The organism is Streptomyces sp. NPDC030820, from assembly GCF_055572075.1.
Map to the genome: position 1 here is coordinate 138,990 of NZ_JBVIEB010000007.1, position 12,446 is coordinate 151,435.

A 12,446-nucleotide genomic window follows, 5' to 3' on the forward strand; every position below is an offset into this window, starting at 1 on the left:
CTGGTTGGCTGGAGGGCGGGGGACTCGGTCCGGGAGGGTGTTCGGCTCGGGCCGCCGGACCGCGGGTGGTCGGTCGTGCGGTGGCCCGAGGTGGCACTTCCCGGAGCCGGGCCCGTCCATCAGCCCGGCTGCGGCGCCTGCCGGACCCGGGTCCGCGCAGCACCCCGGCTGCCGCAACTCCCGGACTCACCCCCGTACATCACCACGGTTGCGGTGCCATCCGTACCCGGAACGCCTCCGCGTCCCATGTGCCGTCCAGGCGGGGTGCCAGCCACTCCGGGGCCGCCTCGCGGAAGTCGGCCGGTGGCAGGGCACCCGCCCCGGAGGGGATCGCGCCGAGGAGGGGGGCTCCCGCGACCTCCGGCAGGTCCGTCACGTTGCAGCGGGTGGCGAGGTCGGGGGAGTCGGGCCAGCTGCCGATCACCAGGCCGGCCAGCTCCAGGTCCCGGCGCCGTAGTTCGAGCGCAGTCAGCTCGGTGGTGTTGAGGGTGCCCAGACCTGCATGGGCGACCACCAGCACCGGCGCGCCGAGCAGCCCGGCCGCGTCGGCGAGGGTGCCGCCGGCCGCGTCGAAGCGGACGAGGAGTCCACCCGCCCCCTCGACCAGCACCAGATCGTGCTCGGCGGCCAGCTCGGCCGCCCGGTCGGCCACCTCGTGCGGGTGGACCGGAGCCATACCCGCCCGTCGGGCCGCCGTGCCCGGCGCCAACGGCTCGGGGTAGCGGGCCAGTTCGGCGGTCGTGACCGGGCCGGCCAGCCGCGCGACCTCGTCGGCGTCCCCGCGCTCGTCCGGCCGTACGCCCGTCTGCGCGGCCTTCAGCACGGCCACCGAGCGCCCGGCCGCGAGCGCCGTGGCGGCAACGGCGGCGGTGGTGACGGTCTTGCCGACCTCCGTGCCCGTGCCCGTGATCACCAGTACCGGCATGTCATCCCTCCCGCGCCGCGGCGCACACCGCGCGCGCGATCCTCGCCAGGTCCTCGTCCGAGGTGATGTACGGCGGCATCGTGTAGATCAGGTCGCGGAAGGGGCGCAGCCAGACGCCCTCCCGGACGGCGGCCGCGGTTGCCGCGGCCATGTCCACCTCGTGGTCGAGCTGGACGACGCCGATCGCCCCGAGGACGCGGACATCGCGGACGCCCGGCAGCTCGCGAGCAGGCGTGAGGCCCTCCCACAGGCCCGCCTCGATCCGCTTGACCTCCGCCCGCCAGTCCTGTGCCAGGAGCAGTTCGATGGAGGCGCAGGCCACGGCCGCCGCCAGCGGGTTGCCCATGAACGTCGGTCCGTGCGCGAGCACCGGCACCTCGCCCCGCGAGATGCCGTCGGCGATCCGCGCGGTGCACAGCGTGGCCGCCAGTGTCAGGTAGCCGCCGGTCAGCGCCTTGCCCACGCACATCACATCCGGAGTGACGCCCGCGTGCTCCGCCGCGAACAGCGCGCCGGTGCGGCCGAAGCCGGTGGCGATCTCGTCGAACACCAGCAGCACGTCGTACGCGTCGCAGGCCTCGCGCAGCACCCGGAGATACCCGGGGGAGTGGAAGCGCATCCCGCCCGCGCCCTGCACCACCGGCTCCACGATCACCGCGGCCAGCTCGTCCGCGTGCCGGGCGATCAGTTCGCGCACATGGTCGGCGTACGACTCCTCGTACTCCGTCGGCGGTGCGTCCGCGAAGATCTGGCGCGGCAGCACACCCGACCAGAGCGCGTGCATCCCGCCCTCCGGGTCGCACACCGACATCGGGTTCCAGGTGTCGCCGTGGTAGCCGCCCCGCCAGGTCAGCAGCCGCTGCTTGCCGGGCCGGCCGAGCGAGCGCCAGTACTGCAGGCACATCTTCACCGCGACCTCGACCGACACCGAGCCGGAGTCGGCGAGGAACACATGCTCCAGGCCATTCGGCGACATGTCGACAAGGTGCTTCGCCAGCCGTACCGCCGGCTCGTGCGTCAACCCGCCGAACATCACATGGCTCATCCGTCCGAGCTGGTCGTGCGCCGCCTCGTTGAGGACCGGGTGGTTGTAGCCGTGGATCGCCGACCACCAGGAGGACATCCCGTCCACCAGCTCGGCCGAGCCGCCGGCGAGCCGCAGCCGGACCCCGCTCGCCGACTCCACGACGAGCGGTTCGGCACGTCCGGGCATCGGACCGTACGGATGCCACACATGCCGTCGGTCCAGCTCCAGCAGCTCGGGCACGGTCAGGCCGGGCAGATCAGGCATTGGGCGCGAGGTCCGTTCCGGCGCCCCGGCGGCGGACGGCGACGAGATCGGTGCGCGCCTCCTGCGCCGTCGGCATGGCCGTCGTACCGCACGCACCCGCCGTACCGCACGCGTCGCCGCTCTCGTGCGCGCCCTCGTGCGAGCCGCAGCCCTCGTGCGAGCCGCACACCGAGCCGCAGCCGGCCGCGGCCTCGACCCGGTGCTCCGGCAGCGTCACCTCGCCGGCGCCCTCCACCTCGAAGCCGGCGTCCGCGATCATCTCCAGGTCGGCCTTGCCGGCCTGGCCCTCGCTGGTCAGGTAGTCGCCGAGGAAGATGGAGTTGGCCAGGTGCAGCGCGAGCGGCTGCATCGTGCGCAGATGGACCTCGCGGCCGCCCGCGATCCGGACCTCCACGTCCGGGCAGACGAACCGGACCATCGCGAGGATCCGCAGACAGCGCTGCGGGGTGAGGTTCCACTCCTTGGCCAGCGGGGTGCCCTCGAACGGGATGAGGAAGTTCACCGGCACCGAGTCCGGGTCCAGTTCGCGCAGCGAGAAGACCACGTCGACCAGGTCCTCGTCGCTCTCGCCCATGCCCGCGATCAGACCGGAGCAGGCGGACAGACCGGCCGCGTGCGCCTTCTGCACCGTGTCCACCCGGTCGGCGTACGTGTGCGTGGTCGTGATGTCCGCGTACGTCCCCTCGGACGTGTTGAGGTTGTGGTTGTAGGCGTCCGCGCCCGCCTCGCGCAGCCGCTCGGCCTGGCCGTCGGAGAGCAGACCGAGGCAGGCGCACACCTCGACGTGCTCGTTCTGCTCCTTGATGGTCCGGATGGTCTCCGAGACCCGGTCCACGTCCCGGTCCGTCGGGCCGCGCCCGCTGGCCACCAGACAGACCCGCTTGGCGCCTCCCGCGAGGCCGGCGGCGGCCGCCTGGGAGGCCTCGTCGGGCTTGAGCCAGGTGTACTTCAGGATGTCGGCCTTGGAGCCGAGCCGCTGGGAACAGTAGGAGCAGTCCTCCGGGCACAGGCCCGACTTGAGGTTCACCAGATAGTTGAGTTTCACCCGTCGCCCGAACCAGTGCCGGCGCACCTTTCCGGCCGCGGCCACCACATCGAGTACGTCGTCGTCGGAGGTGGCCAGAACGGCGAGCGCTTCCTCGCGGGTCGGCAGCTCGCGCCGAAGCCCCTTGTCCACCAGCGTGTTCAGCAGGTCCATGAGGCCTGATCCTGTCCTACGGGACCGCCCGGGGCCAAGGAGAGTTTGCACAACGGAGACGGTTCACCGTGTGGGTATTGCCACACCCTGGGCGGCTGCTCGTGCCGCTAGGGTCTGTCCGCTACCTACAAAAGCCCCGGAGGACCCATGGCGTTCGGCTGGATCGACGAGCAGGCCGAGGCGCGCCGCCGCGCCGGACTCGTACGCACCCTGCGCCCGCGCCCCGCCGACTCGCCGCTGCTGGATCTGGCGAGCAACGACTACCTGGGCCTCGCCCACCATCCCGAGGTGACCGAGGGAGCCGCCGGGGCGGCCCGGACCTGGGGCGGCGGCTCGACCGGCTCCCGGCTCGTCACCGGCACCACCGAGCTGCACACCGAGCTGGAGCGCGAGCTGGCCGCCTTCTGCGGCTTCGAGGCGGCGCTGGTCTTCTCCTCCGGTTACGCCGCCAACCTGGCCGCGGTCACCGCGCTCGGGCCGCACGGCTCGCTGATCGTCTCCGACGCCGGCAACCACGCCTCCCTCATCGACGGCTGCCGGCTCGCCCGTGGCGAGCGGCAGGTCGTCGGGCACGCCGACCCCGAGGCGGTGCGCAAGGCGCTGGCCACTCGTCAGGGGCCGGCGATCGTCGTGTCCGACACCGTGTTCTCGGTGGACGGTGACCGGGCGCCGCTGGCCGAGCTGGCCGAGGCGTGCCGGGAGCACGGCGCGGGACTGGTCGTGGACGACGCGCACGGGCTCGGGGTGCTGGGCGACGGCGGCCGTGGCGCGCCGTACGCGGCCGGTCTTGCGGGCGCCGCGGACGTGGTGGTCACGGCCACCCTGTCCAAGTCGCTGGGCAGTCAGGGCGGAGTGGTGCTCGGCCCGGCTCGCGTGATCGACCATCTGGTCAACGCCGCCCGGACCTTCATCTTCGACACGGGCCTGGCCCCGGCGGCGGCCGGCGCGGCGCTCGCCGCACTGCGGCTGCTCGTCCGCGAGCCGGAGCGCGCGGCGCGCGCGCGTGCGGTGGCCGCGGAACTGCACGCACGGCTGACCGCCGCGGGTCTGGAAGCGGTGCGTCCGGACGCCGCGGTGGTCTCCGTGCGGGCTCCGTCCCCGGAGCAGGCGGTGCGCTGGGCGGCCGACTGCCGTACCGCGGGGCTGGCCGTGGGCTGTTTCCGTCCTCCTTCCGTGCCCGACGGCATCTCGCGGCTGCGGCTGACCGCCCGCGCGGACCTGTCCGGGGCCGAGATCGAACGCGCTGTACGGGTGATCGGCGAAACGCGACCATGAGTCGGCGTGACACGGCCGTGCTTCGCGCGTGGATCGTCTTCGGATCGGGGTCGTGTTCGGGTCAGAGAGCGGTGAGGAAACCGGCCCAGCTCTCGGCGGAGAAGAGCAGCGCGGGTCCGGCCGGGTTCTTGGAATCGCGCACGGCGAGCAGTCCGGCCCCGGGGCCGGAGCGCGGCCGGGCCGTCTCCACGCAGTTGTTGGCTCCCGTGCTGTAGCTGCTGCGCAGCCAGCGCACGTCGTGCAGGTCGGTACTGGCAGGGACGTTCCGAGGCATAGCTGACATGGTGCCTCCTTACGCGCCGTCACCTATCCCGGCGATGTAATCCAACGTGTCCTCGGGTGAAAGGGCGTGCATCCGAAGGGTGTCGAAGGCCTCCGTATAGGCCATGAGGTCTTCTTTCCGCTCCAGGTAGAGGCTACTCGTCAACTGGTCGAGAACAACCACGTCCAGATCAGAAGTGCTCGGAAATGAGAAAATAACGAAAGCTCCGGTGAGGCCGACATGCGCTCCGGCGCCGAACGGAAGCACCTGGAGCCGGACTTGGGGCAGCCGGGCCGCCTCCACCAGCCGCTGAAGCTGCCGGGCCATCACCTCGGGGCCGCCGACCTCGCGCCGCAGCACCGACTCGTCCAGCACCGCGCTCAGCTCCAGCGGCGGGTCGGCGCGGAGCACGTCCTGCCTGGCCAGCCGCACCTCCACCAGCGCGTCCAGGCCTTCCTCGGCCAGGTCCGTGACGGCCGCCCGGGTCACCGCGCGGGCGTACTCGGGCGTCTGCAGCAGGCCGGGGACGACCGTGGTCTCCAGGGTGCGCATCGTGCTCGCCTGTGACTCCAGGCTGATGAAGTCCCGGTACGTGGGCGGCAGCACCCCGCGGTAGGCGTGCCACCAGCGGTGCCGGTCGCCCGTGTCCTCGGAGCCCGCCAGCATCAGCAGCAACTCGCGCAGTTGCCCGTCATACACCTCGTAGGCGTCGAGAAGTAACCGCACATCGGCTGGTTTCACGCCGCTGGCACCGGTCTCGATACGGCTGACCTTCGACTGGTGCCAGCCGACCAGCCGGGCCGCCTCACCGCTCGTGAGCCCAGCACCGGTGCGCAGCGTGCGCAGTTCGGCGCCCAGTTTGCGGCGGCGCACTGCCGGCCCGTTCTGCATGGGCTCCTCCTTACTCCTTCCGGGCCGCCCAAATACGGTCTCGCGTCGTAGAGTTCACCGCTTCGAGCGACAGATATATGCATATCTTGGTGGATCGCTCCCCGTGACCGGCCCCGTGATGGCAGGCTGACGAGCAAGCACCAGTCCGGGACCGTACTCGAACCATCCGGCTCCGTGTCGGACTGCGGTCCCGTGGGAAAGGGACGACGTCGCCATGGCAGACCATCTGGAAGCATCCGTCACTCTGCCGAGCGATCCCGCCTCGGTCTCCGCAGCCCGCATGTATGTCGTGGGCACGCTCGCGGAGTGGGGCCTGCCGTCGGACACCGACGTGGCCGACACCGTGCGGCTCATCGTCTCCGAACTCGCCACGAATGCCGTACAGCACACCTTCGGTCAATCACCCACCTTCACGGTTGACCTCGCCCTGGACCGCGACGAACACCTCCGCATCGGCGTCACCGACAGTCATCCGCGCTTCCCGAAGAGACTGCCCGCCGCCGTCCAGCAGGACAACGGCCGCGGCATGGTCATCATCCGCTGGCTCACCGCGGAGTGCGGCGGCAAACTCCGCGTCCGCCGCACCCGTGAGGGCGGCAAGACGGTCTCCATCGAACTGCCGTGGATCCTCCCGGCCGAGCCGGTCCCGGCGGGCCCACAGGAGCCGTAGCCCTCCGGGCGGGGGGCTGTGAGGGGGGAACATGGGGTGACGAGGGGGTGCGGGGGTGAGGAGCGTTGAGGCCGACGGGGTGAGTGGCGGCGGATCGGGGACGGTGCCCTCTGGAGCGGGACCGGCGGCGTCGGGCCGGAGGGCGCCCCGCCTCGACGCAGACCGCCTTGGCACACCGTTGCGCCGGCCCCGGGCCGCCCGTGGGCTCCAGGCGGGCACCGGGGTGGCGCTGACGGTGCTGGGAGCGGCCCTGCTGCTGGAGCCGCTCCTGCCCTGACAGGGGTCAGTTGACCCGGCCGTACCAGACGCTCCTGGTCCAGATCTTCTGGAGCCGCACCACGTCCCCGGTCCTCGGCGCGTGCCAGATCTTGCCGTGTCCGGCGTAGATGCCGACGTGGTAGACGTAGGAACCGTAGTGGAAGAACACCAGGTCACCGGCCCGGCGATGGCCGGCGGAGATGTGGTGCGTCTTGTTGTACTGCTGGGCGGCGGTACGCGGCAGGGTCTTGCCCGCCTTCTTGAACGAGTAGAGCGTCAGCCCCGAGCAGTCGAACCTGCGCGGCCCGGTGGCCCCGTACTGGTACGGGGCGCCCTTCTTGGAGGCCGCGACCTGCAGTGCCTTTGTCGCGAGAGTCGCGGCCGAGGCATCGGGGGCGAGGCCGGGGACCGCGATCGAGCCGCCGACGGCGGCGAGGGTGAGGGCCGAGGCCGTACCGGCCCGGGCCATGAGTGACGGGACACGATTGAGCGCAGTCATGCGCAACCCTTCGTCAGCCGCCTGTGAAGGATGACCTGTCGGATTCGGGCTGGCGAAGTTGCCCGGCCGCGTTGGTGCGGCTTCACCCCAAGGGCTGCTCGGAACCTCAGGCCGTCTGCGACGAGCAGACGAACATCCCTTCCGGCGACCCGTCTTGCTTGGGTCCTCCACTCCTGCCGATCCACTCCTGTCGACCTGTCGTCCGGGCGGCGGCAGGACTCGGCGTCCGCCCGGACCGCCCCGCCGCGGTGGCGGGGGCTTGTCGTCGGACGGGATCTTCGCCCACACCGGTGCGAAAATCCCAATGCATCCGTGGATTTGTGGCGTTACTCACCACTCACCCGTTCGGGGGGAGTGCGTGCTGTCCGAGTCCTCGTCAGATCCCGTGCGTAGCCCCCGACCTGGGGCGACGCGCATTGCCGCGAGCGGCGAACCGGCGTGGATCGCAAGCCGGAAGGCCCGGAGAACGATCCGGATATCCACCGGTCGGCGGTACGTCGTTCGGCCCGTTTCAAGTCACGCCCGAGCGGCACCGGTCGACGGCCGGCTCCCGTCCGGCTGGTCCGGCGTCCGGATCAGCCGACGCCGTCGGGCGGGAGCGCGACGCGCGCGGCACGGCGTTCACCGTCCAGCACCCGCAAGGCCCGTGCCAGCGTGTCCCCGTGCAGCTCCGTCTCGCCTCGCCGGTGCATCAACGCGAGGGCGTCACGCAGCTCTGCGGCCTTGCGCACCAGGGCCTGGGCGGCGCGCAGTCCGCGATAGGTGTCCCCGCCGTGCGCGGGATTGGCGCGGCCCAGCAGGTCGGCGGCTTCCAGGTAACGGTCGATCAGGTCGCCCTCGGCACGCGTCAGTGCGGGCAGCGGTGGCAGGTCCGGCAGCATCGGATGCTCACCTCGCGTCCGGTGCGCCGGGGGTGCTCCGCCGACTGGGCACGACGGCGTCCACCAGGCCGTGGGCCACCGCCGCGGGGGCGTCCAGGACCAGGTCCCGCTCCAGGTCGCGGTGCACCTGTTCGGCCGTGCGCCCGGTGTGCCGTACCAGGATCTCCTCCGTCAGCGCACGGACCCGGGTCAACTCCTCGGCCTGGATGAGCAGGTCGCTGGGCTGGCCCTGCACCGGCTCGGTGAGCTGGGGCTGGGAGAGGACCACGCGGGCTCCGGGCAGGGTGAACCGCTTGCCCGGCGTGCCGGCCGCGAGCAGCAGCGCGGCGTGGGAGGCGGCCTGGCCCAGGCAGTAGGTGGCCACGTCGCAACTGACGTAGCGCATCGTGTCGTAGACCGCCGTCAGCGCACTGAACGAACCGCCGGGCGAGTTGACGTACAGCGTGATGTCCTGCTCGGGGGCCGCGTGTTCGAGGTACATGAACTGCGCCATCACGTCGTTCGCGGCCACGTCGTCCAGCGCGGTCCCGAGGAAGACGATCCGGTCCTCGAACAGCTTGCCGTAGGGATCGAGCGTGCGGGCGCCGCTGCTGGTGCGCTCGGTGAACTCGGGCAGGACATGACGGGCGAACGCTCGGGACATGGGCACACCCCTTCTCATTGCACGGGCCTCCGGCAGGCCTGCTTCTGTAAAAAATGTACAGGACGTACGTGACGTAAGGTTGGGGTATGGCGTACGAGATTCCGGTGACGCAGGCCAGGGCCGAGCTCGCCGATCTGATCAACCGCGTGGTGTACGGCGGTGAGCGCGTCGTCGTGACGCGGCACGGCAAGCCGCTGGTCGCGCTGGTGTCGGCCGCCGATCTGGAGCGGCTGGAAGCGCTGGAGGAGTCGGCCGGGGGGTCGATCGTCAGCTCGGTGTCGGGTGTCCGCGAGGTCGGTTCCGCCCCGCGCGAACAGCAGCGGTTCGGGATCGCCGCCGAGCATCGCGGTTCCGGCATGGCCGCCGAGCACCGCGACCCGGGCCGGTCCTGACCCACCCGGGTACCGGGGGTCCCATCGCGCGGTCATCCGTGGATCAAGGTCTGGTTAACGTCGCTGAAACTCCGGCGTTCTAGCCTGCCGATCCACGCCATCAGGGGTTTTACTGCCCGGATTGAGGACGATCCGGGGGTTTGTCTGTGTGTTACACCTATCCCCGTCGCGATGGCTGCGGCAACCGGACCCCGCACGGTCCGGAGCAAGGACTGTGAGGTGGGACGTGCAACTGACCCCGCACGAGCAAGAGAGGCTGCTGATCCATGTGGCAGCCGATGTGGCCGAGAAGCGCAGGGCCCGCGGGCTCAAGCTCAACCACCCGGAAGCGGTCGCCCTCATCACGTCGCACATCCTCGAAGGCGCGCGTGACGGCCGTACGGTCGCCGAACTCATGTCCTCCGGTCGCAAGCTCCTCACCAGGGACGACGTCATGGACGGGGTCCCCGAGATGATCCATGACGTCCAGGTCGAGGCCACCTTCCCGGACGGCACCAAGCTCGTCACCGTCCACGAGCCGATCATCTGAAGGGGGCCACGATGATTCCCGGAGAGATCCTGTTCGCGGACGACCCGGTCGTCTTCAACGAGGGCCGTGAGGTCACCCGGCTCACCGTCCTCAACGCCGCCGACCGGCCGGTCCAGGTCGGCTCCCACTACCACTTCGCCGAGGCCAACCCCGGCCTGCAGTTCGACCGTGCCTCGGCCCGCGGCAAGCGGCTGAACGTCGCCGCCGGCACCGCCGTGCGCTTCGAGCCCGGCATCCCCGTCGACATCGAGCTCGTGCCCCTCACCGGCGCCCGGATCGTGCCGGGGCTGCGCGGGGAGACCGGAGGTGCCCTCGATGCCTGAGATCGTCCGCGGTGCCTACGCCGACCTGTTCGGACCCACCACCGGTGACCGCATCCGGCTCGCCGACACCGACCTGCTGATCGAGATCGAGGAGGACCGCTCCGGCGGACCCGGCAGCTCCGGCGACGAGGCGGTGTTCGGCGGCGGCAAGGTCATCCGCGAGTCCATGGGCCAGGCCCGCGCCACCCGCGCCGACGGCACCCCCGACACAGTGATCACCGGTGCCGTCATCGTCGACCACTGGGGCATCGTCAAGGCCGACGTCGGCATCCGCGACGGCCGGATCACCGCGATCGGCAAGGCCGGCAACCCGGACACCATGGACGGTGTCCACCCCGACCTGGTCATCGGCCCGGAGACCGAGATCATCGCGGGCAACGGGCGGATCCTCACCGCCGGCGCCATCGACGCGCACGTCCACTTCATCTGCCCCCAGATCGCCGACGAGGCGCTCGCCTCCGGCATCACCACCCTGGTCGGCGGCGGCACCGGCCCCGCCGAGGGCTCCAAGGCCACCACCGTCACGCCCGGACCCTGGCACCTCGCCCGGATGTTCGAGGCGATGGAGGCCTACCCGGTCAACGTCGGCTTCCTCGGCAAGGGCAACACCGTCTCGCACGAGGCGATGCTCTCCCAGATCCGGGGCGGCGCGGCCGGTCTGAAGCTGCACGAGGACTGGGGCTCGACCCCGGCCGTCATCGACGCCGCGCTGACCGTCGCGGACCGCACCGGCATCCAGGTCGCCATCCACACGGACACCCTGAACGAGGCCGGATTCGTCGGCGACACCCTCGCCGCGATCGCGGGCCGGGGCATCCACTCGTACCACACGGAGGGCGCCGGCGGCGGGCACGCGCCCGACATCATGACCGTCGTCTCACAGCCCAACGTGCTGCCCAGCTCCACCAACCCGACCCGGCCCTACACCGTCAACACCGCCGAGGAACACCTCGACATGCTGATGGTGTGCCACCACCTCAACCCGGCGGTCCCCGAGGACCTGGCGTTCGCCGAGTCCCGGATCCGGCCGTCCACCATCGGCGCGGAGGACGTCCTGCACGACCTCGGCGCGATCTCGATCATCTCCTCCGACTCCCAGGCCATGGGCCGCGTCGGCGAGGTCATCCTGCGTACGTGGCAGACGGCCCACGTGATGAAGCGCAGGCGCGGGGCGCTGCCCGGTGACGGACGTGCGGACAACCACCGCGTACGTCGATATGTCGCCAAGTACACGATCAACCCGGCGCTCGCCCAGGGCCTCGCCGCCGAGATCGGCTCCGTGGAGACCGGCAAGCTCGCCGACCTCGTGCTGTGGGAGCCGGCGTTCTTCGGGGTCAAGCCGCAGCTCGTGCTCAAGGGCGGGCAGATCGCCTACGCGCAGATGGGTGACGCCAACGCGTCCATTCCCACCCCGCAGCCGATCCTGCCCCGGCCGATGTACGGCGCGATCGGCCGGGCCCCGGCCGCCAACTCGGTCAACTTCGTCGCCCCGTTGGCGATCGAGGACGGGCTGCCGGAGCGGCTCGGGCTCGGCAAGCGGTTCGTGCCGATCGCATCCACCCGTGCGGTGACCAAGGCCGACATGCGCGAGAACGACGCCCGGCCCGATGTCCGGATCGACCCCGACAGCTTCGCCGTGCACATCGACGGCGAGCTGGTGGAGGCGACTCCGGCGGCCGAACTGCCCATGGCCCAGCGCTACTTCCTCTTCTGATGGTGGCGTGATGTCACGGGCAGCACTTCTCGTCCTGGCCGACGGCCGCTTCCCCGCCGGAGGGCACGCGCACTCCGGCGGGGCGGAGGCCGCCGTCAAGGCGGGCCGGATCACCTCCGCCGCTGGCCTGGAGGACTTCTGCCGGGGCCGGCTGCACACCGCCGGGCTGGTCGCGGGTGCGCTGGCGGCCGCCGCCGTACTCGGCGTGGACCCGGGGGAGCTGGACGCGGCGGCGGACGCCCGTACGCCGTCGCCCGCCCTGCGGACCGCCGCGCGCCGGCTGGGGCGGCAGCTGGTGCGGGCGGCACGGGCCAGCTGGCCGTCGGCCGAACTCGACGCGCTGGCCGGGCGGTTCCCGAAGGGCGCGCATCAACCGGTGGTCCTCGGCATTGCCGCGCGGTCGGCCGGGCTGGGCCCTGACGACGCGGCGTACTGCGCGGTGTACGAGAGCGTCAGCGGGCCGGCGACGGCCACGGTACGACTCTTGAGCCTCGACCCGTTCGCTGCGACCGGTGTGCTCGCCCGGCTCGCGCCGGAGCTGGACCGCGTCGCGGCGACGGCGGTGGAGGCGGCGCGCAGGGTGCTCGACGAGGGCGTCGATGCGCTGCCGGCCGCCTCGGGGCCCTTGCTGGAGGTCGGTGCGGAGTGGCATGCGAGCTGGCCGGTTCGGCTGTTCGCCTCCTGAGCCCGGCGCC

15 protein-coding genes are annotated in these 12,446 nt (G+C 71.7%); 7 read left to right on the plus strand and 8 right to left on the minus strand.

Going from position 1 to position 12,446, the window contains the following annotated elements:
- Positions 1-199: 199 nt before the first annotated feature.
- The 3 genes from bioD to bioB are packed head-to-tail and all read right to left on the minus strand — an operon-like array spanning position 200 to position 3,414.
- Positions 200-925 carry a dethiobiotin synthase gene (bioD, locus tag ACZ418_RS20675; protein ID WP_468364742.1) on the minus strand — a complete coding sequence of 242 codons (726 nt, stop codon included), beginning with the start codon at positions 923-925 and terminating at the stop codon, positions 200-202.
- A 1-nt stretch (position 926) separates the two neighbouring features.
- Positions 927-2,216 carry an adenosylmethionine--8-amino-7-oxononanoate transaminase gene (locus tag ACZ418_RS20680; protein ID WP_468364745.1) on the minus strand — a complete coding sequence of 430 codons (1,290 nt, stop codon included), beginning with the start codon at positions 2,214-2,216 and terminating at the stop codon, positions 927-929.
- On the minus strand, positions 2,209-3,414 hold the full coding sequence (gene bioB, locus ACZ418_RS20685) for a biotin synthase BioB (protein ID WP_468364747.1): 1,206 nt from the start codon (positions 3,412-3,414) through the stop codon (positions 2,209-2,211). Before bioB ends, ACZ418_RS20680 begins: the two co-directional genes overlap by 8 nt.
- Positions 3,415-3,561: 147 nt before the next feature.
- On the opposite strand from bioB, the gene ACZ418_RS20690 reads away from it, so the two are divergent.
- Complete coding sequence (locus ACZ418_RS20690; protein ID WP_468364750.1) at positions 3,562-4,689, plus strand: 8-amino-7-oxononanoate synthase; 1,128 nt, start codon at positions 3,562-3,564, stop codon at positions 4,687-4,689.
- 61 nt (positions 4,690-4,750) lie between these two features.
- On the opposite strand, the gene ACZ418_RS20695 is transcribed toward ACZ418_RS20690, so the two are convergent.
- Together ACZ418_RS20695 and ACZ418_RS20700 are read right to left on the minus strand one after the other, a co-directional pair.
- A complete protein-coding gene (locus tag ACZ418_RS20695; RefSeq protein ID WP_388632734.1) occupies positions 4,751-4,972 on the minus strand; it encodes a DUF397 domain-containing protein in 222 nt (73 codons plus the stop codon).
- A gap of 9 nt (positions 4,973-4,981) precedes the next feature.
- On the minus strand, positions 4,982-5,842 hold the full coding sequence (locus ACZ418_RS20700) for a helix-turn-helix domain-containing protein (RefSeq protein WP_468364753.1): 861 nt from the start codon (positions 5,840-5,842) through the stop codon (positions 4,982-4,984).
- Positions 5,843-6,056: 214 nt separating this feature from the next.
- On the opposite strand from ACZ418_RS20700, the gene ACZ418_RS20705 reads away from it, so the two are divergent.
- Entirely contained in the window at positions 6,057-6,512 is a 456-nt protein-coding gene (locus tag ACZ418_RS20705; protein WP_468364756.1) for an ATP-binding protein, read from the plus strand.
- 283 nt (positions 6,513-6,795) lie between these two features.
- On the opposite strand, the gene ACZ418_RS20710 is transcribed toward ACZ418_RS20705, so the two are convergent.
- From ACZ418_RS20710 to ACZ418_RS20720, 3 genes are all read right to left on the minus strand, one after another.
- Positions 6,796-7,269 (minus strand): C40 family peptidase, encoded by a 474-nt coding sequence (locus ACZ418_RS20710; RefSeq protein WP_468364758.1) that lies wholly within the window; start codon positions 7,267-7,269, stop codon positions 6,796-6,798.
- Positions 7,270-7,844: 575 nt separating this feature from the next.
- Positions 7,845-8,150, minus strand: coding sequence for a hypothetical protein (locus ACZ418_RS20715; RefSeq protein ID WP_468364761.1), 306 nt, complete (start codon positions 8,148-8,150; stop codon positions 7,845-7,847).
- Between the two features lie 7 nt (positions 8,151-8,157).
- Positions 8,158-8,793, minus strand: a complete 636-nt coding sequence (locus tag ACZ418_RS20720; protein ID WP_468364763.1) for an ATP-dependent Clp protease proteolytic subunit — start codon at positions 8,791-8,793, stop codon at positions 8,158-8,160.
- Between the two features lie 86 nt (positions 8,794-8,879).
- On the opposite strand from ACZ418_RS20720, the gene ACZ418_RS20725 reads away from it, so the two are divergent.
- The 5 genes from ACZ418_RS20725 (at position 8,880) to ACZ418_RS20745 (ending at position 12,436) form a co-directional block, all read left to right on the plus strand.
- Positions 8,880-9,185, plus strand: a complete 306-nt coding sequence (locus ACZ418_RS20725; protein WP_468364766.1) for a type II toxin-antitoxin system Phd/YefM family antitoxin — start codon at positions 8,880-8,882, stop codon at positions 9,183-9,185.
- Between the two features lie 226 nt (positions 9,186-9,411).
- Positions 9,412-9,714 (plus strand): urease subunit gamma, encoded by a 303-nt coding sequence (locus ACZ418_RS20730; protein ID WP_055709742.1) that lies wholly within the window; start codon positions 9,412-9,414, stop codon positions 9,712-9,714.
- An 11-nt stretch (positions 9,715-9,725) separates the two neighbouring features.
- Complete coding sequence (locus tag ACZ418_RS20735; protein ID WP_468364768.1) at positions 9,726-10,037, plus strand: urease subunit beta; 312 nt, start codon at positions 9,726-9,728, stop codon at positions 10,035-10,037.
- Positions 10,030-11,751, plus strand: a complete 1,722-nt coding sequence (locus ACZ418_RS20740; protein WP_468364771.1) for an urease subunit alpha — start codon at positions 10,030-10,032, stop codon at positions 11,749-11,751. The genes ACZ418_RS20735 and ACZ418_RS20740 overlap by 8 nt, the downstream gene beginning before the upstream one ends.
- Before the next feature lie 10 nt (positions 11,752-11,761).
- Positions 11,762-12,436: an urease accessory protein UreF gene (locus ACZ418_RS20745; protein WP_468364773.1), complete on the plus strand. Its 675-nt coding sequence runs from the start codon at positions 11,762-11,764 to the stop codon at positions 12,434-12,436.
- The last annotated feature ends 10 nt before the right edge of the window (positions 12,437-12,446 follow it).